The 19,045-nt window shown below is 69.3% G+C and carries 14 protein-coding genes and 2 tRNA genes; 6 read left to right on the forward strand and 10 right to left on the reverse strand.

Translation table 11 applies throughout. The annotated features are described in order from the left end of the window. The first annotated feature begins 73 nt into the window (after nt 1-73). Both ACZ5MC_RS04330 and ACZ5MC_RS04335 read left to right on the forward strand, forming a co-directional pair. On the forward strand, nt 74-1,756 hold the full coding sequence (locus ACZ5MC_RS04330; RefSeq protein ID WP_464517110.1) for a mucoidy inhibitor MuiA family protein: 1,683 nt from the start codon (nt 74-76) through the stop codon (nt 1,754-1,756). Between the two features lie 40 nt (nt 1,757-1,796). After that, on the forward strand, nt 1,797-2,321 hold the full coding sequence (locus ACZ5MC_RS04335) for a DUF4337 domain-containing protein (protein ID WP_306599078.1): 525 nt from the start codon (nt 1,797-1,799) through the stop codon (nt 2,319-2,321). Here ACZ5MC_RS04335 and ACZ5MC_RS04340 read toward each other — a convergent pair. Next, a complete protein-coding gene (locus ACZ5MC_RS04340) occupies nt 2,318-3,757 on the reverse strand; it encodes a putative bifunctional diguanylate cyclase/phosphodiesterase (protein ID WP_306599079.1) in 1,440 nt (479 codons plus the stop codon). The two genes, ACZ5MC_RS04335 and ACZ5MC_RS04340, sit on opposite strands and share 4 nt — an antisense overlap. Nucleotides 3,758-3,912: 155 nt before the next feature. After that, nucleotides 3,913-4,416 carry a hypothetical protein gene (locus tag ACZ5MC_RS04345; protein WP_464517111.1) on the reverse strand — a complete coding sequence of 168 codons (504 nt, stop codon included), beginning with the start codon at nt 4,414-4,416 and terminating at the stop codon, nt 3,913-3,915. A gap of 209 nt (nt 4,417-4,625) precedes the next feature. Between ACZ5MC_RS04345 and ACZ5MC_RS04350 the strand changes: the two genes are divergently transcribed. Then, nucleotides 4,626-5,882, forward strand: a complete 1,257-nt coding sequence (locus ACZ5MC_RS04350; protein ID WP_306599082.1) for a class II D-tagatose-bisphosphate aldolase non-catalytic subunit — start codon at nt 4,626-4,628, stop codon at nt 5,880-5,882. A gap of 171 nt (nt 5,883-6,053) precedes the next feature. Then, nucleotides 6,054-7,715: a methyl-accepting chemotaxis protein gene (locus ACZ5MC_RS04355; protein WP_306599083.1), complete on the forward strand. Its 1,662-nt coding sequence runs from the start codon at nt 6,054-6,056 to the stop codon at nt 7,713-7,715. Here the strand turns inward: ACZ5MC_RS04355 and ACZ5MC_RS04360 are convergent. The 5 genes from ACZ5MC_RS04360 to ACZ5MC_RS04380 all read right to left on the reverse strand — a co-directional run bounded on the left by ACZ5MC_RS04360 (nt 7,712) and on the right by ACZ5MC_RS04380 (nt 11,261). Next, nucleotides 7,712-9,121, reverse strand: a complete 1,410-nt coding sequence (locus ACZ5MC_RS04360; protein WP_464517112.1) for an AGE family epimerase/isomerase — start codon at nt 9,119-9,121, stop codon at nt 7,712-7,714. The genes ACZ5MC_RS04355 and ACZ5MC_RS04360 overlap by 4 nt on opposite strands. Nucleotides 9,122-9,221: 100 nt before the next feature. Further along, nucleotides 9,222-9,494: a hypothetical protein gene (locus ACZ5MC_RS04365; protein WP_464517113.1), complete on the reverse strand. Its 273-nt coding sequence runs from the start codon at nt 9,492-9,494 to the stop codon at nt 9,222-9,224. Nucleotides 9,495-10,041: 547 nt separating this feature from the next. Further along, a tRNA-Asn gene (locus tag ACZ5MC_RS04370) sits at nt 10,042-10,116 on the reverse strand. 38 nt (nt 10,117-10,154) lie between these two features. Further along, nucleotides 10,155-10,739, reverse strand: coding sequence for a GTP-binding protein (locus ACZ5MC_RS04375; protein WP_306599088.1), 585 nt, complete (start codon nt 10,737-10,739; stop codon nt 10,155-10,157). 24 nt (nt 10,740-10,763) lie between these two features. After that, complete coding sequence (locus ACZ5MC_RS04380; RefSeq protein ID WP_306599089.1) at nt 10,764-11,261, reverse strand: roadblock/LC7 domain-containing protein; 498 nt, start codon at nt 11,259-11,261, stop codon at nt 10,764-10,766. 212 nt (nt 11,262-11,473) lie between these two features. On the opposite strand from ACZ5MC_RS04380, the gene ACZ5MC_RS04385 reads away from it, so the two are divergent. Continuing rightward, nucleotides 11,474-11,564, forward strand: a tRNA-Ser gene (locus ACZ5MC_RS04385). A 217-nt stretch (nt 11,565-11,781) separates the two neighbouring features. Here ACZ5MC_RS04385 and ACZ5MC_RS04390 read toward each other — a convergent pair. Continuing rightward, complete coding sequence (locus ACZ5MC_RS04390; RefSeq protein WP_306599090.1) at nt 11,782-12,570, reverse strand: hypothetical protein; 789 nt, start codon at nt 12,568-12,570, stop codon at nt 11,782-11,784. 270 nt (nt 12,571-12,840) lie between these two features. Between ACZ5MC_RS04390 and ACZ5MC_RS04395 the strand changes: the two genes are divergently transcribed. Next, on the forward strand, nt 12,841-14,124 hold the full coding sequence (locus ACZ5MC_RS04395) for a carbohydrate porin (protein ID WP_464517114.1): 1,284 nt from the start codon (nt 12,841-12,843) through the stop codon (nt 14,122-14,124). Nucleotides 14,125-14,232: 108 nt separating this feature from the next. Here the strand turns inward: ACZ5MC_RS04395 and ACZ5MC_RS04400 are convergent, their stop codons facing one another. Both ACZ5MC_RS04400 and ACZ5MC_RS04405 read right to left on the reverse strand, forming a co-directional pair. Continuing rightward, nucleotides 14,233-17,751 (reverse strand): AAA family ATPase, encoded by a 3,519-nt coding sequence (locus tag ACZ5MC_RS04400; protein WP_464517115.1) that lies wholly within the window; start codon nt 17,749-17,751, stop codon nt 14,233-14,235. Further along, complete coding sequence (locus tag ACZ5MC_RS04405; protein WP_464517116.1) at nt 17,744-19,039, reverse strand: metallophosphoesterase family protein; 1,296 nt, start codon at nt 19,037-19,039, stop codon at nt 17,744-17,746. Before ACZ5MC_RS04405 ends, ACZ5MC_RS04400 begins: the two co-directional genes overlap by 8 nt. Nucleotides 19,040-19,045 lie beyond the last annotated feature (6 nt).

A 19,045-nucleotide genomic window follows, 5' to 3' on the forward strand; every position in this document is an offset into this window, starting at 1 on the left:
TCCCGGTTCTTGTAACTACTTTGCCCGATTCCGGCCCCGGGGTGGGATAGACTGGTCAAATTCCGAGGTGCCCATGCGAATCGAATGGCTGCTGCCCTGCCTTGCCCTCACCCTGGCCGCCGAGTCCCCCGTGGGGCTGGCCGCGCCCATCCGCAAGGTGCGGCTCCACCCGGACGAGGCCTGGGTCACCCGGGTGGGCCAGGCGAAGTTCGCGGGGGCCGGCGTGCACCGCCTCCTGCTCAAGGACCTGCCCCAGGGCCTGGAGCTGGACGACGTGCGGGTCGCGGCCAGGGGGCCCCAGGGCTCGCGCCTGGGGGACCTGAGCGTCGGGGCCGAACCACGCAAGGTCACCGAGACGGCCGAGTACAAGGCCCTGAAGGCCGAGTGGGAAGGCGTTCGCGACCGGCAGGATGCCCTGGAGGCCGAAGGGGAATCCATCGCCAAGGAGCTGGCCTTCCTGTCCGGGCTGCAGGCGGGCTACGACAAGGAGATCTCAGCCCGCATGACCGGCGCCCTTCCGGGCGCGGCCGCGGTGGTGGAGCTGAGCAAGGGCCTCCAGGGCCGCTTCGGCGAGGTCCTCACCCGCGAGCGCCGGCGCCGGAGGGAACTGGAGAAGGTGAAGGAGGAATTCCGGCGCCTGGACGAGGACTTGCAAAAGCGCGCCGCGGAGCGCACCTCCAGCCCCGCCCAGGCCACCGTGGAAGTGGCCACCGACCGGGGCGGGGAGGTGGAGGTGGAGTTCACCTACCGCATCCGCGGCGCGGGCTGGGTGCCCACGTACGAGGCCCGCCTCGCGGGCGACGGCAGGAAGCTCGAGCTGGCGATCTTCGCCACCATCCGCCAGGGGACGGGGGAGGACTGGAAGGGCGTGCAGGTGGAGATCACCAATGCCCGCAGCGGGCGCAGCCTGGCCCTGGCCCAGTACGGCGGGCCCCGGCTCATCGATTCCGTGCTCCCGGCCCTCCAGGTGGCGGAGCGGCAGATGAAGAGCAAAGGCGGCCTCACGCCCGGCATCGCCCAGAACCTGTACCTCCCGCCTGCCCGTGGGGTGGTGGAGGTCGCCGCGGCCAATCTCACCATGGACGCCGCCGAGGCCCAGCCCCTGGAGGAGGCCCGGGGGATCGCGGCCACCTGGGCCCTGGAGGGCCTCAAGGACATCCCCGCGGACAACGAGGCCCACCGCTTCCGCATCCTCGGCCGGGAGCAGGAACCGTCCCTGGCCCTGGTGGCCACGCCGCGCCTGGACCCAACGGTCCACCGGGTGGCGCGCTTCCCGGTGCCCGCGGGGATCCCGCTCTTCCCGGGCGCGGCGGTGGTGCACTTCGCGGGGACCCAGCGGGTGGGCCAGACCGCCCTGGAGATGCCGCTGCCCGGCGCGCCCTTCCAGTTCGGGTTCGGCCCCTACCGGGGCGTGCGGGTTGAGCTGCGCCAGGTGGAGGCCCTGAAGGAGGCCGTGGGCACCTTCACCAAGGACATCCAGTGGACGCTCCGGGAGCGCATGGAGGTGTCCAACGACACCGCCGAGGCGGTCCAGGTGGAGCTCCTGGACCGGGAGGTCAGGGCCTCCAGCGACAAGGTCCGCATCACGCCCCTGCCCGAGGCCACCCCCAGCCGGGAAGCCTCCGTGCCCGGGGTTCGCGCCTGGACCCTGCCGGTGGAGCCTCGCGGCAAGGGCACCGTGACCCTGGGCGCCCAGATCCGGATCCCCGCCGGGTGCGTGCTCACCGGCGCCGACGACCTCCACCTGCCCAGGTAGGCCTTGACGGGGCCCCCCCTCTTCCGTTGAAATCACCCCCATGGCTGACGAAAAGAAGGAACCCTGGCTGAACTTCCTCGCCCTGACCACGGTCATCCTGGCGGTGTGCGCCACCATGGCCACCTTCAAGGGCGGGGGCTACTCCACGCGCTCGGTCATGAGCCAGGCCCAGGCCTCGGACCAGTGGGCCTTCTACCAGGCCAAGAGCATGAAGTCGAACCTCTACGAGATCAGTGTCCAGCAGCTGGAGCTGCAGGCCGCGGGCGCCTCCGGGGAGCGGGCCGCGGACCTGAAGTCGAAGGCGTCGGAATGGGCGAAGAAGGTGGCCGCCTACGACCAGGAGAAGGCCGCGATCCAGGCCGAGGCCCGGCGCCTCGAGAAGGTGCGGGAGGAGGCCCAGAAGCATTCCGCGGCCTTCGGCATCGCCGTCATCTACCTGCAGATCTCCATCCTGCTCTCGTCCATCGCGGCCCTGCTGAAGAAGCAGCCCGTGTGGTGGCTGGGGCTGGCGGTGGGCGCGGTGGGAATCCTCTACTTCATCAACGGATTCCTGCTCTTCCTCTAGACGGCCCGGTCCTGCATCGGGGGGCCCAGCAGGGCATTGAAGGCCGTGTTGATCTGGGTCTCCAGGTGGATGCCCATGGCCGCGGCCTCCATGGGACGGCCCATGAGGTAGCCCTGGAAGGCGTGGCAGCCCATGCCGTGGAGGGTCTCCTTCTGGGCCTGGGTCTCCACGCCCTCGGCCACCAGGCTCAGCCCCAGGTTGTTGCCCAGGTTCACGATGGTCTGCACGATGGGATTGGAGGAGATGACGCCGGGGCGGTCCGGGTGCATGTTGCGCACGAAGGCCTGGTCGATCTTCAGGGTGTCGATGGGCAGCTGCTGCAGGTAGGAGAGGCTCGAATACCCGGTGCCGAAGTCGTCCAGGCCGATGCGCACGCCCAGGGCCTTGAGGTCGTGCAGCGGCGTGTGGCGGGGGTCCGAGTTCTTCAGCAGGCTGCTCTCGGTGATCTCCAGCTCCAGGCAGGAATGGCTGAGCCTGGACTCCCGCAGGGTGCGGGCCACGTAGTCGACCAGGCGCGGCGAGGCCAGCTGCACCGGCGAGACGTTCACGGCCAGCTTGATGGGGCGGGGGCTCAGGGCCTGCCAGATCGCGGCCTGGCGGCAGGCGTTGTTCAGGGCCCACTCGCCCAGGGTGTGGATGAAGAGGTTCTCCTCGGCCAGGGGGATGAACTTGGAGGGCGGCACGGCGCCCAGCACCGGGTGCTGCCAGCGCAGGAGGGCCTCCATGCCGATGATGTGGCCTTCCATGTTGAACTGCGGCTGGTAGAAGATCCGCATCTCGTTCTTGGCGAGGCTCTCGCCCAGGAAGGCGTCCATCTGCTGGCGCTCGAAGGCGGCCTCGCTGAGGGTGAGGGTGGTGCACTGGATGGCGTTGCCGCCGCTGCCCTTGGCGCGGTTGCAGGCGTTCTCCGCCTCCTTCTGGAGGGTGGAGGCGTTGTCCCCGTCCTGGGGCGAGAGGCTGATGCCGATGCTGGCGGTGAGGCGCACCTCGCGCTTGGAGACGCGGTAGGGGATGCACAGGGCGTCCAGGATGCCCTGGGCGATGCGCAGCGGCTCCAGGGGATCCCGCACCTCGGGCAGCAGCACGGCGAACTGGTCGCTGCCCACCCGGGCCAGGGTATCCCCGGGGCGGAGCAGGACGGAGATGCGCCGGGTGAGCTGCAGGCAGAGGTCGTCGGAATCCGCGAAGCCCAGCGTCTGGTTGATGGACTTGAAGCGGTCCAGTTCGATGAAGAGCACGGCCACCATGTTCCCCTGCCGGTGGGCCATGAGGATGGCCTGGCCGGTGCGGTCCGCCAGGCGGAAACGGTTGGGCAGTCCGGTGAGCGGGTCCTGGTCCCGGAGCCCCTCCAGCTGCGCCTTGAGCTGGGCCACTTCCGTCCGGGCCTTCGCCAGGTGCTCCACGAGTTCCGAGGCTTCCATATCTTTCAAGAGCATTTCATTCGGTTCCGGATCTGGATGAACAGAGGCCACGAAAGAGGCTCCTTGGGGACCTGCTCGGGTTGTGCAAGATAGCGGTTGCCTGCTCTAGTGTCTCCACGCCTGGGAATGAATGCTAATCAAAAACAATTGAACATATTATTGTGCACCAATCAACTCCAGAGAAGGTGGTACGCATGGAGGGTGCCGCCGGGGTCCGCTGGGGGGATGTGCCGCACGGCGGCGCCATGCGCGCCGGCGATCTGGAGGCCGTGGGTGAACCAGGCCGGCACGTGGCGATCGAAAAACCAGGGCACCGGCCAAACGGCCCAGATGCGCACCACCGCGGACTGGGAGCTCGTCAGCTCGACCGTTATCACCCCCCCTTCCACGGATCCGCGCCAGAAGCCCGGCAGGGCCTCCACCAGCCCCGCAGGCCCCTGGAAAGCCCCGGGGTGCCGGGCGCGCAGCGTCTCCGCTCCCAGCGCGCCGGGCACCGGGCCCAGGTTGCCGGCCCGCCGGAACGCGGTCCAGCATTCGGTCACCAGACCGGCGTCGATCCAGGTCTCGAAGGCGGGTGGGGCGGCCGCCAGATCCCGGGCTCCGGGGGAGAGGTCCGCGAGCAGGGCCCGCCAGGCGTCCTCGCCCAGGGTGGTCCGCGCCGCCGCGACGCTCATGGGGAAGCTGGACCCCCGGATCCGGCGGATGACAGCCGCTTCGTTCGTTGGTTCGGCTGGGTTCGGCGTCATGCTGGAATTCTAGCCACGGATGGGCCGGGGCAGGCAACTTTCCCGGGGACGCCGCCGATAACCAAAGGTAATCTTGTAGTTGAGGAATCACCTGATGGAATTCCCTTTGGACATGCCGGTCCGGGCTCGAGGGTTGCATGCCTGAGCGGCTTCTGGAACTTTGCGACAGCCGGCGGAAGGGCCGATCCCGGGCCATCACGGCCGTGTGCTCCGCCCACCCTCTGGTGCTGCGGGCTGCCATGGATGAAGCCCTGGCCGCCGGGGGGCCGCTCCTTGTGGAGGCTTCCGGCAACCAGGTGAACCAGCTGGGAGGCTACTCGGGGATGACCCCGGAGGACTTCCGGGCCCTGGTCCTCGGCCTGGCCGCCGAAGCCGGCCTCGAAGCCTCCCGCCTCATCCTCGGCGGCGACCGGCTGGGGCCGGGCCCCTGGCGCCTCCAGCCGGCCGCCCAGGCCATGGCCAAGGCCGGGGCCCTGGCGCAGGCCTGCGTGGCGGCGGGGTTCCGAAAGCTCCACCTGGACACCGCGGTGGCCTGCGCCGGGGACGGGCCGGTGGTTTCCCCCGAGACCGCCGCCCGGCGGGCCGCGTCGCTCTGCCTGCTGGCCGAGCAGACCTGGCAGGTGCGCCCCGAAGGCCACCCGCCGGTGTACGTGCTGGGGCTGGACGCCTCCCCGGAGTCCGGGCCGCGGGTCACCCCGGCCCAGGATGTCCACCGTTCCCTGGACCTCTTCCAGGAAGCCCTGGCCAGGGAGGGGGCGGCTTCCGCCTGGGAGCGGGTCGTCGCCCTGGTGGTCCAGCCCGGCGTCGCGTTCAGCGAGACCGCGGTGCACCCCTATGACCGCAAGAAGGCCCGGCCCCTGGCCAAGGCCATCGCGGGCCGCAGGCCCGGGATGTTCGAGGCCCACGCCACCGACTTCCAGCATCCCGGCGTCCTGCGGGACCTGGTGCAGGACGGGGCGGGGATCCTCAAGGTCGGTCCCTGGCTGACCTTCGCCTTCCGGGAGGCCCTCTTCTCCCTGGAGGACGTGGCCCGGGAACTGCGCGGGTCGGGGCCCGCGATCGAGCTCCGGGTGGTCCTGGACCGTGCCATGCGCAAGGATCCCGCGCACTGGAAGGACCACCACCACGGTCCGGACCGGTCCTATACCCGGCTTTTCAGCTACCGGGACCGGTCCCGCTATTACTGGACCGACCCGGAGGTGGAGGAGGAGGTCGAGCGCCTCTTGGCCGCCACCGCGGGCCCGCTCCCGAGCCAGCTCCTGAGCCGGCACCTGCCCATGGCCCTGGACTCGGTCCTGGACGGCGAGTTGGAGCCCAACGGACGAGCCATCGTCCTGCATGCCGTTCGGCGGGTGCTGGGGCATTACGTCGCGGCCTGCCGGGAGAATGCATAGCTGGCGGCCGAAGGGTCGAAGCCCATGTGTATTAATTATTTAATAATGACTGGGAAACCCTCCATTCTGCTTCCGCGGCGCCTTTACCGAATTTTTGCAACCTCCTTACTTTAATTTTTGCAATAATTTAATCAGTGAATCATTCCAACCCGCCCTCCTGAAGGTCCGCCCATGCGCAACAACCAACCGGTCACCGCGGTCGAACACCACCTCAAGGAAGGCGCGTTCATCGTCTCCATGACGGACCCGCAGGGCCGGATCACCTTCGTGAACGACGAGTTCGTCCGCATGAGCGGGTTCACCGTCGAGGAGCTGATGGGCCAGCCCCACAACCTCGTGCGCCATCCCTTCATGCCGGCGGCGGCCTTCGCCGATCTGTGGGCCACGGCCAAGGCCGGCAAGCCCTGGTTCGGCATCGTGAAGAACCGCTGCAAGAACGGAGACTTCTACTGGGTGGACGCCAATGTGACCCCGGTGATGGACCGCGGGCAGGTGGCGGGCTACGTCTCCATCCGGAGTCGGCCGTCCAAGGCCCAGATCCGCGAGGCGGAGCGGATGTACGAGCTCCTCAACGCGGGCAAGTCCCTGGCCGAGGCCACGGTCCAGCCCTGGATGCCCCTGCGCTCCTGGACCTCGCGCTCGCGCATGCGAGCGGGGTTCGCGGCCCTCCTCGGGATCGTGGCCGTGGTCACGGCCCTGGACATCGCCACCTTCCTGAAGGTCGGCGCCGGGGTCAAGGGGATCCAGGAGAGCAACGCGGCGGTGAAGGGCCTCGCGGAGATCGGCGCCCTGGCCGACAGCGGCGTCTGGCTCCTGGGGCTGGGCGGCCTCGCGGCAATCCTGGCGGGGGTGGCCATCCTGGCCCTCCTCCTGCGGGCCCAGCGCCTCCAGCTGGGCGGCGAGCCCGAGACGGCCATCGGGGTCGTCCAGCAGATCGCCCTCGGGGACCTGCGCGTGGAGATCGACACGCCCCCCGGGGACACCACCAGCCTCCTGGCCCGCCTGCGCACCATGCAGTCCAACCTCAAGGGCATGGTCAACCGCATCCGCTTCGACGGCACGCGGGTCACCGAGACGGCCGAGAACTTCTCGGCCGCCACCCATCAGATCGCCGCCACCAGCCGCGAACTGGCCCGCAACGCCGAGGAGGAGCGCATCTCCGTGGAGCGCATGGCCTCGGCCATGACCGAGCTGTCCGCCTCCATCCAGGAAGTGGCATCCAACGTGAAGGCCAGCCAGCGCCAGGCCGTGGAGGCCGTCACGGCCACCGAGGCCGGGGACCGGTCCGGCGAAGCGGCCATGGCCGCCATGGCCCAGGTGGAGGACGCCACCACCAAGGTCGTCCACGCCGTGCGCGTGATCCAGGAGATCGCCCGCCAGACCAACCTCCTGTCCCTCAACGCCGCCATCGAGGCCGCCAAGGCCGGGTCCCTGGGCAAGGGCTTCGCGGTGGTGGCCGAGGAGGTGCGCAAGCTCGCCGAGCGCAGCGCCCAGTCCGCCCGGGAAATCGCCAGCCTCATCGAGGTGAGCAACGAGGCCGTGACGCAGGGCCGCACCACCGTGCAGGGCGCGGTGGACGCCCTGGGGGACATCCGGGAGCACATCGGCCAGGTGACCTCCATGGCCATGGAAATCAGCGCCTCCGCCGAGGAGCAGTCCACCGCCAGCGCCGAGGTGGCCGCCCAGGTGGAGCGCAGCGCCGCCAAGGCCACCGAGAACGCCAGCGCCAGCGTCCAGCTGTCCAGCACGGTGGAGACGATCAGCACCCATTCGGACGAGCTGGCCCACACCGCCGAAGGCCTCGCGGCCCTGGCGCGGCAGTTCAGGACCTAGCGGATTCCCGTGAAGCCCACCTCGACCTTGCAAAGGCCCGGGAAGCCCGGCAGGGGCGAGATCCGCCTCTCCCCGGCCTTCCCGGTGAAGAAGTAGGGGTCCACCTGGGCCTTGGGGTCCGGGAGGGCGAAGTACAGGGTCGCGGGCTTGTCCTCCAGGGCGCGGCAGGTGACGTAGCCCACCAGGGCGTGCTCGGCGGAGTGGTAGCCGTTCTTCCATTGGTGGATCTTCGGGGAATCCTCGTAGGTCTCGCCCTTGGGCCCCGCCCAGCCCCACACCTCGTGGCGCTTGTGGTCGACCATCGAGGTGAGCCAGAACGCGGCGGTCGAGTCCAGGCTCTTGGCCCAGGTCCGGTCCGTCAGGGCCAGGGTCCCGGCCAGCTGGTCCAGCTCCGCGTAGATCCACCACTCCTTGGAGGCCTCGACGGTGCCGTCCCGCCGGAGCTTGGAGCCCCAGGTGCCGTCCGGGAGGAGGGCCATGCCCAGGACGGCGGCGCCCTCGGTGTCGGCGAAGCGCACCAGGGCCTCGTCCCCGGCGAGCCGGCCGATGCGGCCGATCATCCACAGGGCCTTGGCGGTGTGCCCGAAGTCGGTGTGGCGGGTGCCCAGGGCCTTGGGTTCGTGGAGCGTGCCCCAGAAGAGGTGCCGCCCGGGGGCGTGATACTTGTCCACCATCACCCGGGCCAGCTTGACCAGGTCGCCCTTCCACTGGGTGCGCAGGGGTTCGGGCAGGATGGGGGTCAGGAGCAGCATGTAGGCGTTCACCTGGTCCAGCTGCGCCACCAGCTCCTGGCGGCCGGTCTCCTCCCTGGGGCCCTTGGCGGCCCAGCGGAGCATCCCCCAGTCCTTGTCCCAGTACTGGCCGAAGATGTGGTCCTTGAGGCGCACGATGTCGGCCAGCACCTCGGGGTCGCGGGTGAGGTAGTAGTACATCGCCATGCCCAGCTCCGCATAGGCCAGGTCCTGGGTGGTGCGCTCCAGCGTCGCGGGGCCCGGAACGCCCTTCTCCCAGTACGTCACCGCGCTGCCCGTGGCCCTGTCCAGGGCCTTCGTCCGCAGGAACCGCACCCCGTCCCGGGCCAGCGCCAGCATGGCCGGGTCCCCCGTGAGGTGATAGGCGGCCCCGTAGAAGTAGGTCTGCCGGGACTTCATGCGGGTGAACTCCATGCCGGCGCTGGCCTTGATCCACCCCGGGGCGTCGCCGATCTCGGGGCAGGGGCTGGCCGCATTGAAGAGGTTGCCGTCGTTGCACCGGAACGTCGGGAAGTCCCCCCGGGGCGTCCCCCAGGCCGCGGGCACGTTCCAGAAGGGGAGCAGGTCCTGGTTGAAGTGGTCCAGCCAGCGCTGGCCCGGGACCGCCGCCACCAGGGCCGCGGACAGGGAATGGAGGAGGAATCGACGCAGCATGGGCCACCTGGGAAACGGGAATTCACTCCAGTATGCCTGACTCCTTAGGCCCTGATCCCTCCGCGCGGGCCTGGAAGGATCCGGAGGCGTCCCCCGGAAATCACAAGGGAACAAGGTGGACGATGACCCTCATGGTTTCGGACAAGGCATTTGCCAGTTGGGACCGGAGCTGGATCTCGATTTTCTTGGAGGACTGCTTGTAGGTCAGGGTCGCAACGTAGTTCGGGGTCGCAAGGGCGCCCTTCCTGCCGGCCTTGATTTTCCATCTGAGGACGTCATAGGGATCTTCAACGGAATGCTGGAGCGAATCCGGTGTCCCCGCGTCGAAGGAGACCAGGGATGCCTCGCCGGACGAGTTGATCTTGATTTCCACCCAGGTGTCGTCTCCAACCATGAATGTCCGCGCCTCCGGATGGGTGTCCTGCCTGCTCCGGGTTTCAACGTGAACAGGTTGGCAGGATAGTGATGCAAGCACGCAAGTGCAAAGCATGAACCTGGAAGCGAAGCCCATGTCGCCACCCCTTCCCTTTAGGTTGAGACAGTTCCCTGAATAATACATCAGGACCTTGAACCTAGAAAATGACAGCAACCGTGCAGCACGTCCACGTGCGGCATGCCGGATGACGACGGACCCCGGCCTCCGGAGGCGCTGCCGGGCCGGTTTGGACGGCAAACCATGATCCCGTTCATTCGGGCTCGGAATTCCATCATCCGGGATTCACCGCCCCCCTGCACCCAAGGGTGGCCCCCGGGAAGGTATCATCGGGTTGGGGCGGCCTCCCGCACGAATGGCTGGCGCGGCGCTGATCGGGAAGGACAGCCCCCCGGGCTGGCATTCCCGGCGCCTACCTGCCAGCAATTCAGTGATTCAAATCCCTCCGCCGGAGCCAAAAAAATAGGGCCCATTGGGCCCATTTTTTTGGCTCCGGCGGAGGGATTTGAACCCCCGACCCATCGGTTAACAGCCGATTGCTCTACCACTGAGCTACGCCGGAAAGCGTGAAATTATATTTTACAGAATCCCAGCCAGGAATCAACTCCTCTGTAGCTCCATGAGGATCTGCCTCGCGCAGGCCTTCAGGGTCTCGATCACGCCCTGGCCCCTGCTGGCCACGGCCTCGATCATGGGCTCGTTGCGGAAGCGAAGGAGGTCCTCCATCTCCCCCAGGGGGGCGGCGGTGGGCATGTCCCGCTTGTTGAGCTGGAGGACGTAGGGGATGGTGCGGATGTCGAAGCCGTTGTCCTTGAGGTTGGTGGCGAGGTTGGCAATGGACTCGATGTTGGCCTCCAGGCGCGGCCTCTGGCTGTCGGCGACGAAGATCACGCCGTCGCAGCCCCGCAGGATGAGCTTGCGGGACGCGTCGTAGAAGACCTGGCCGGGCACGGTGTAGAGGTGGAAGCGGACCTTGAAGCCCTTGACCATCCCCATGTCCAGGGGCAGGAAGTCGAAGAAGAGGGTCCGGTCGGTCTCCGTGGCCAGGCTGACGAGCTTGCCCCGCTTCTCGGGGTTGGCCTGCTCGTGGATCCACTGGATGTTCGTCGTCTTGCCACAGAGACCGGGACCGTAGTACACGATCTTGCAGTTGATCTCTCTGGATGCGTAATTGATGAATGTCATCGTGGGTGTCCGAGGGGGCCTGGCTCAGTCGCCGAACAGTTTATCAATGTCCTCATCCGTGATCTCGGAGAAGGGGCTTTCGAAATTGGAGGATTCATCGGCTGTGGCCTGGGCGCGCTGTTCGACCTTCTCGAAGATCTCGGCCAGCTCCCGGCTGGACTTCTTGACCCGCAGGCGGACCAGGGCGAGGCTCGAGGACTGGTCGAAGATGACGACCAGGATGCCGCGCTTGCCCACGATGGAGATGTGCAGGTTGTCCTTCTCCCCCTCGTGGAAGAGCAGGCTGAACTCCTTTTCCCCGATCAACTTGGCGAGGCCGTCCGTGGCGGCGACGTTGCCGGCGGTGAGGGAGGCGAGGCTGGTGGCGTCGATGCTCCGCACATCGCCGCTGGCGGCGATCTGCTGTCCATTCTTGTCGACGAGGAAGACGACCTTGCTGCTGGAGTCCACCTGGAGGCGGCCGATGATCTCCTGGAGCTGCTTGTACTCTTCCTCGAACATGACCAGATCGAGCTTGGCCACACTACCTCCCGGCGTATTGCGTTCACGAGAGCATACCGCACTTCCCCCTGCGGCCAGGGAACATGGAGGCCAGGGGAGGCTCGGGACTGGGAAAAGTATGGATAAAATAATTATTGCGCCCGTCCGGAGGCCTCCCCTCCACATTCCAGGGTTGGCCCAGGGCGGTCCCCGTGTTAGCCTGTCAAGTCCCGCGCAAGTAGGGAAACACCGCAGGAGAGTTGTCCGAGTGGTTTAAGGAGCACGACTGGAAATCGTGTATAGGTCCAAAGCCTATCGGGGGTTCGAATCCCCCACTCTCCGCCAGTTCCAGGAGGAAAAGGCCCCCGCCGGTTCCGGGGGCCTTCCTGTTCCTGCGCGGCCACCGTGGATGGGACCCGGTCCGGCAGGGGTTCCCGACCCTCGCGGATCATGGGGACCCGGCGACCCTCCAGTACAAGCTCCGGAACCTCCCGGTCGCATCCTTTGCCTCCCCTGCTGATGGCGGTCCAGGGCGGGCCCTGGCCCTGCCACGTCCGGCCGGTCAAGGTGCGGGTGGTTGCGCCGGGGGCTTTTCCGGAACCAGGGCCTGCCTGATGAATGAAGCGGGTCCGCCGGTCAGGTGGTCCCGGGTGCGGGCGGGAAATCCCGGGATGGCTTCGAGATCCTCCAGCAGCTTCAGGATCGCCTTCTGGAGGGAAGCCCTGAGCTGGATGGCGCGGTCGGCCCTTGCCGGCTCGGGCAGTTCCCGGATCAGGGATCGTCCGGATAGCACGTAGTAGGTTTCCGTCCAGAAGGGCTTCACGTCACCCGGGGCAAAGAGCCTGGCTTCGAGCACGGCCGGCGCGGAGAAGGAACCGAACAGGGCGCTCCCTCCGATCCAGAAGGCGCTTTCCTCCAGCAGCTCGTAACCGCCGAGCCCCACGGCCAGGCGGGTGTTGTGCACCAGCAGGCCCGTGCCGACTCCCCAGGCCACTCCGGAGGCGATGCCGTAGAGGATGTACGTGGTGCGGATCTCGCCCAGGTCGGTCACGACGAGTTCCAGGCGATAGGGCGCGTCCGGCCGGACCGCGATGCCGCACGCCGCAGCTTCCTCCCGGAAGGTCGATTCCAGCCACAGGCCGTGGTCGTCCAGCGCCTTGCGCCGTGCCTCCGGAGTGTTGGCCTCCTCGGGCCCCTGCCGCTTCAGGCGCTTGAGCTGGCGGCTGTGATCTTCCACCGAGACCCTTGCCAGGCGGATGGATGGACCGCCCTCCACGGCCTTCAAGGTGGCAAGCGGGGACCTGCACGCCAAGGCGAGCAGGCAGAAGCAGAGGATGGCGGTTCGGGGCATCGCGCGCTTTCAGAATCGAAAATGAAGTTCCCACGATCTCGTACCGCATCGAGTTCGCCAAGCGCAGGGGTTTGACCTGGATCCTTGACGGAATCTTAACTGGCCGGCCCGAGGAGACGCGGGCTAGGCTGACGTGTTGGACTCCGGAAGGGAAATTGCGATTCTGAGCTGCCCTTCGATCGCGGAACCCCCGCGGCCCTGGGCCCGGTTGCAGCACCGCCCATTCCATCGGCTCCACGCGGGAGCTGATCCCAGATCACGGAAGCGCCCATGAAGTTCCTGTTCGCCCTCTGCTGTTCGCTGCCCGGATTGATCGCCGGGGACCCCGGTGCCTGGCAGGTTCATGCCCAGGCCACCGCCGTCACCCAGACCCATGGGGACTTCCCTTCCCCCTACCGGGGCCCCAATTCCCTCCGCCCGGGGCGGGAATGGGCCACGTCCTTCACCACCACCCTCATGACCGGCTGGCGGCCTCTCAAGGGCACCGAGCTCTATCTGGACGTGGAAGGTGCCGCCGGAAAGGGGGTCAGCAGTGTCCTGGGCATGGCCGGGGCCCCCAACGGCGAAACCTACCGGGTCGGCAACCCCCAGTTCCGGGCCTCCGTGGCCCGCTTCCTGGTGCGCCAGACCCTCGACCTGGGTGGGGAGCCTCAGGAGGTGGAGGACGACGCCCACCAGCTTCCCGGCTCCCGCTCTTCCCGCCGTCTGGTGCTGCACGCCGGCAAGGTAAGCGTCATGGATCTTTTCGACAACAACACCTACGCCCATGACCCCCGCACCCAGTTCCTGAACTGGACCCTCATGGGCCATGGGGCCTGGGACTACCCCGCCGACACCCGTGGCTACACCTGGGGCGGTGCGGTGGAACTGTTCTGGGACGCGTGGGCGGTCCGCTATGGCCGCTTCGCCGAACCCCTGGAGGCCAATCAATTGGAGATGGACCACGCCCTTGCGCGTGCCCACGGCGATGCCATGGAGGTGGAGCACGACCACACCCTCGGCGGCCTTCCCGGAGCCCTTCGGGGGATGGTCTTCCGGAACACCGCCCACATGGGGGACTACCGGATGAGCCTGGCCGAGGCCAACCCCCCGGACATCACCGCAACCCGGGCAAATGGCCGGAGGAAACGGGGCTGGGGTCTCAACGCCGAACAGGCCGTCACTTCCGACGTAGGCTGCTTCGCCCGCTGGAGCTGGTCGGATGGCCGCACCGAGTCCTGGGCCTTCACGGAGGCGGACCGATCCCTCTCCGCCGGGCTTTCCCAGAGGGGCACCTGCTGGGGCCGCCCCCGGGACCGCTTCGGGTTGGCCTTTGTCCAGAATGGGCTGAGTCCGGACCACCGCGCCTACCTTGCTGCGGGCGGACTCGGGTTCCTGCTGGGCGATGGCCGGCTCACCTACAACCCGGAGCGCATCGCCGAGGCGACCTACGCCCTTGCCATGGGCACGCACTGCACCGCCAGCCTGGACCTTCAGCGGTGCTGGAACCCGGGCTACAACGCCGACCGGGGGCCCGTGACGCTTTCTGCCCTCCGCGTCCACCTCGCATTCTGATCGCCCCGGATTCCGCCCAGGGCACCCGGCGGACAGCTTCGGCGGGACCGCGACGGCAGAAGGTCCGGAGCCCCAATCGCCTTCCAGACAGGGAAGATGAGGATCGGGTCAAGGAGCCCCGGCCTCCCGGTGCGGGGATTGCGCAAGAAGGAACCGTTCCACGGCGCTCCAGCCCCTCTCCTCCAGGCCCAGGCGGGAGGCGTACCGACCCTTCAACCGGGCCAGGATCTCCTCCGCAGGTTCCTCGGCGTCGACAAGGTAGCCGCCCTTCTGCAGCCAGTCCCTGAGGCTTTCCTTCCGGGCCGGGCCGACGCCCGGAATGACGCTGTCCAGAAGGGCCCGGGGGTCGTTCCCGCATTCCCTGAAGACGGCGGCCACGCCGGCCATGTCGCCGAACCTCGGGATCTCCGCGGCTTCGATGATCGCAGGGGACAGTGGCCTGGGGCGGGCCGCCTGGAGGGCAGCCTGGGCCTGTTCCAGGATCTCGATCGTCGTCAGGAGGGCGACCTTCTCCGGCGTGATTGGGGTGCCCAGGAAGTTCCTGACCTGCCCGACGGTCTCGAACCCGCCCTGGAGCAGAAGATGCAGGGACCGCTGCTGGCCCTCCGCGAAGGCCAGCCAGGCGTGCTGCTGACTGAGTGGCGTCCACAGGGATGGGCCCGCGGCGCCCAGGCGCCTGGCGTAGCCCAGCAGGCTGTCCTCCCCGGGGTCGGGAATGGGCGGCCGGGTGAGGTCCACGGCGGGAAGGGGGGCCAGACGGCGCGCCCCGAGGTTGCGCACCTCGGCCAGATCGAGGATCTGGATGCCTCGGGGCCCGAGGTGCCGCCACTTGGCGACCTCGTCCTGCTGGGCGGTGAAGTAGAAGATCTGCCGGCCGGTGCCGGCCATCACCTGGATGGCTTCGAGGATGGCCTGGGCGCGGGTGTCGTCGGAATTGGCCAGGACCTCGTCCAGGAAGAGGGGCAGCTGAATGCCGTCCGGACCCTCCTGGTGTTCGACGTAGGCCAGGCGCACGGCCATCAGCAGCTGGAGGCGGGTGCCTTCGGAGAGCTGGTCGAGGGTGCGGGTGCGGTCGCCCTCCCGGGCCACGAACGCGGCGTTCTCGAACCGCAGCGCATAGCGGTGCCCGGTGAAGGCCTGGAAGAGGTCCGAGGCCCGGCGCAGCTGGGGTTTGAGGTCCTCGTCGGCGCCGCGCTCTTCCAGGCGGTCGATGAGCCTGGCCAGGGTCCGTCCTTCGAGGTCCCTGATCCGCTGATCCTCGAGTCTCTGGGCGGCCTGGTCCCGGGCGAGGATGAGGGCGGCCAGGGTGGTTTCGCCCGTGAGGCGCGTCAGGGTGGCCTGTTTGAGGAGGGCGGCTTCGCGGGCCGCGGCGATCTTCCGGAGGGTCTCGCGGGCGGCCGCAAGGTCGGTCCGGACCTGGGCGCGGGCCCGGGCGAGGCGGTCCCTGCGGTCGGCGAGGGGGGCTTCCCGCCGGTCGGCGATGGCCTGGAATTCCGGCGTCCAGTGTCCATCGCGCTTGAAGAGGGTCTCCACGAGGCTGAGCTGCCCCAGGCGGGCCGTCATGAGGGGGTGCCAGAGCCGGCGGGTGTCCCAGGCCTCCTGGAAGGTGTGCTCGGCCAGGCCTCGGGCGGCGAGGAAGGCGTCCAGGTCCGCCTGGGGGGAGCTACGCCCCAAGGCGTCCAGCGCCTTCTCGAGGGTGAGGCGTTCGCCGTGCAGACGCAGGGCGGTGTCCAGGTCGTCCGCGAGGACCGCCAGCGCGGCCGCGGGATCCGGGCCGGGGGTGCGGCGGAAGGCCTCGAGCAGGGTGGCGGCCTTGGCCAGGAGGGACGCGAGCTGCCGGGAAGCCTCGGCTTCCAGCTCTCCGGCCGTCGCCACCGTTCCGCGGAGGGCCAGGCCCTGCTCGAGTCGCCGGGCGAGGATCTCCAGGTAGCCCCCGAAGGCGTCGGTCGGTTCGGGGTGCAGGTTGAGCTGGCGGGCCAGGTCACCCGCCTCGGCGAGAAGGGCCTTCCAGGTTCCCCGCTCCGTTTCGGCGTTCGCGCGGACCTGGTTGCGGGTCAGGTTCAGCTTCGCGAGTCCCGTCCCCTTGGCCGCCTCGTCCCGGACCTTCCGGGCGAGCACGGCGATGTCCGCCGGGGCCCAGGCCGCGGGGGTCAGGCCGGGCAGGCCGAGGGCGAGGTACTGGTCCTGCAGGGTCGCCAGGCCCTGCCGGAGGGCGTCCGGGTTCTCGGCCTGGGAGGCCGGGGTCCGGAGGCCGATGGCAGCGAGGGCGAGAAGGAGCAGGGCCGCGGCGATCGAAAGGACCTGGGGCGGGGCGCCCCGGGCGAGGACGAGGGCCGCGGCGCCGGCCAGCAGCCCGGCCGCCATGAGGGCCCAGGCGAAGGCGCCCCAGCGTCCCTTGCCGTCCGGGAGCCTGGCCAGGGCCTCCAGGGTGGCGCGCTTGTCCTGCCACTGCTCCAGGATCAGGGTGGCGGAGGCGAGGGTTCCGGCGGACAGGGCCGTCTCCTCCGGGCCGAGGGTGGAGGCGACCTGGTCCAGGGCATGGAGCAGGCTCTGGCTCCGCTCGAACTTCCGGGCCAACGCCCGGGTGCGCTCCAGGACGTCCGGGGAGAGGGACGGGAGCTGGTCCACCGGGGCGCCCAGCCAGGGGTTGGCCTGCCGCCAGTCGTCCAGGGCGGCTGCGGCCTCGCGGTGGGCCCGGCCGCGGTCCCTGGCTTCCGTCTGCGCATCCTTGAGGGCGCCGGCGAGGTTCCGGGCGGCCTCGGCGTGGTCCTTCCGGAGGCCGGGGGGCAGGTCGAGAGGGGCGAGGCCGCCGTCCACCTTCTCCAACTGGTCCTGGAGGCTGGCGACCTGGGTGGCGGCCGCGTCGCGGGAGGCGCGCAGGTCCCGGAAGGCGGTCTCGTCCGGCTCCCGGAGGCCGGCGAGGAGGGTTTCGCGGGCCTGGAACGGCTCGAGGGCGGCATCCTGGGCCAGGAGGGTCTCCAGGGATTCCAGGGCCTGGTCGAGGGCGGCCAGGGCGCGTTCCCGGTCCGCGTGCGCGTCCAGGGTGGCGGCCTCCGCCTCCAGGGCCCGGATCTCCTCTTCCAGCGATTCCTGGGCCCCCTGTTCCCTGGATTTCTCTTGGAGGGCCGCCCTGGCCTGCTCGAAGGCCTCGGTGGCGCCGGCCCTGCGGGAGAAGGCGGCCAGGGGCTTGAGGTCGGCGCGGTGCTTCTGGAAGTCCACGCCGCCCTGCATCTCCTGGCGCAGCTGCTCGCCGAAGGCCTGGTTGGCCTCCCTGCTCTGGAGGAGGTCGGACAGGGACAGGCGGTAGCGCTCGCGGGTGGAGGCCCCGGTCCAGGGGGAGGGCTGCGCGGGCAGGGCGCCGGCCTTGGCGACCAGGCGGTCCTGGAGGCGGCTCCGCTCCTGCGACAGGTCCCCCAGGCGCACCTGGGCATGCAGGATGGTGCCTTCCGGGGCCTTGGCCTGGTCCCACAGGAGGAGCTCCATGGCCTGGAGCAGGGAGCTCTTCCCGGCGCCATTGGGGCCGTGGACGACCACGATGCCCGGGGCGAGGCGCTCCACCGTGAAGCCCATCCCCGCGAATCCCCGGAAGGCGTCCAGGTCCACCCGTTCGAAGCGGAAGCTAGGCATGGGGGGTCTCCGCGGGGATCATCCCGTTGAACAGGCGCAGGCAGACGCGCTGGAGCAGGGCGAGGTGCCAGTCCGGGGCGGCGGTGGTCTCGTCCATCCAGCGGGCGTCCAGGCCGTGGTAGGCCCCGGAGGACCGGCTTTCCCGTTCGAGCTGGAGGACCTCGTCGAGGAGGCCGCCCCATTCGCCGGGAGGGACGCTTCCCTTGTCCAGGTCCTGGATCAGGCGCGCCAGGATGCCCCGGGCGCCCTTGTCCGTGAGCCAGGCCTCGAGGCTCGCCGGGCGCCGCACGAGGTTCTCCACGTCGCCATGGATGGCGGCCTGGACACCGTCGAGGGTGGTGGTGAACTCCTCGGGCGCGCGCGGGGCGGGGGCGTCGGATTCCCCCGTCAGGCGCACCCGGAAGAGCACCCCTTCCAGGCGCGGATCGGCTTCCCGGCAGCGCCCGATGCGTTCGCGCATGCCCTGCAGGATGGCGGACTGCACCGCGGTCTCGCTGGCGTCGTCCCGGGTGAGGGCGACCTCCAGCGCCTCGATGCGGATGGGGGCCGGCACGAGGACGGGACTGGAGAAGGCGCCGCCGGCAAGGGTCAGGGTCCAGCAGCCGTGGGCGCCGGTCTCGCTGGCCCGGAGGGGGATCGGGGAGCCGCAGTAGAAGGGGGCCTTGTCCCGGGCGCTGGGGGCGTGGATGTGGCCCAGGACCCACCGGTCGATGCGCCGGGAACGCAGGGCGGCGGACGTGAAGGGGGCGTAGGGGCTCCGGGGGCTGTCCAGGTCGCCGTGGAGGATGCCCAGGGTCGGGAGGTCGTCGGGGACGGCGGGGAAGGCGTAGAAGGGGTCCGCGGAATGGAGGGGCGCCGGGAAGGACCAGCCCACGAGGCGCAGGGATTCCCCGCCGAGGGTGACGGCCGCCTCGGTCCAGACGCCCATGACCCCGTCCTTCCGGCCCAGGAGCAGGAAACGCGCGGTCTGGGCGGGGTCCAGGTCCCGCCGGAGGTCGTCGAGGAGCCTGGGGAGGATCTCGGAATCGTGGTTGCCGGCGACGGCGGCGATGGTGAGGCCGTGCTGGAGGAGGCGGAGGACGCCGGCCTTGAGGGGGGCCCAGGCCTCGAAGTAGCGGTTGTCCCGCTCCACGACGTCGCCCGCGAGCACGAGGAGGTCCGCTCGCTCCCGGATGGCGCTGTCGACCACGAAGTCCCAGGCGGACCGGGCGGTCAGGGCGCGGCCGGGGAAGGCCTTCATGCTGGGCTGGCGGCCCAGGTGGATGTCGGAGGCGCAAAGGATCTTCATGGGGGT

The sequence above is a fragment of the Mesoterricola sp. JemC181 genome (assembly GCF_055384585.1).

Coding starts and splice junctions, on each gene's coding strand:
- ACZ5MC_RS04395 (WP_464517114.1), top strand. CDS start 12,841: ATGAAGTTCCTGTTCGCCCTCTGCTGTTCGCTGCCCGGATTGATCGCC.
- ACZ5MC_RS04335 (WP_306599078.1), top strand. CDS start 1,797: ATGGCTGACGAAAAGAAGGAACCCTGGCTGAACTTCCTCGCCCTGACC.
- ACZ5MC_RS04405 (WP_464517116.1), bottom strand. CDS start 19,039: ATGAAGATCCTTTGCGCCTCCGACATCCACCTGGGCCGCCAGCCCAGC.
- ACZ5MC_RS04330 (WP_464517110.1), top strand. CDS start 74: ATGCGAATCGAATGGCTGCTGCCCTGCCTTGCCCTCACCCTGGCCGCC.
- ACZ5MC_RS04400 (WP_464517115.1), bottom strand. CDS start 17,751: ATGCCTAGCTTCCGCTTCGAACGGGTGGACCTGGACGCCTTCCGGGGA.
- ACZ5MC_RS04375 (WP_306599088.1), bottom strand. CDS start 10,739: ATGACATTCATCAATTACGCATCCAGAGAGATCAACTGCAAGATCGTG.
- ACZ5MC_RS04355 (WP_306599083.1), top strand. CDS start 6,054: ATGCGCAACAACCAACCGGTCACCGCGGTCGAACACCACCTCAAGGAA.
- ACZ5MC_RS04340 (WP_306599079.1), bottom strand. CDS start 3,757: ATGCTCTTGAAAGATATGGAAGCCTCGGAACTCGTGGAGCACCTGGCG.
- ACZ5MC_RS04350 (WP_306599082.1), top strand. CDS start 4,626: ATGCCTGAGCGGCTTCTGGAACTTTGCGACAGCCGGCGGAAGGGCCGA.
- ACZ5MC_RS04345 (WP_464517111.1), bottom strand. CDS start 4,416: ATGAGCGTCGCGGCGGCGCGGACCACCCTGGGCGAGGACGCCTGGCGG.
- ACZ5MC_RS04360 (WP_464517112.1), bottom strand. CDS start 9,121: ATGCTGCGTCGATTCCTCCTCCATTCCCTGTCCGCGGCCCTGGTGGCG.
- ACZ5MC_RS04390 (WP_306599090.1), bottom strand. CDS start 12,570: ATGCCCCGAACCGCCATCCTCTGCTTCTGCCTGCTCGCCTTGGCGTGC.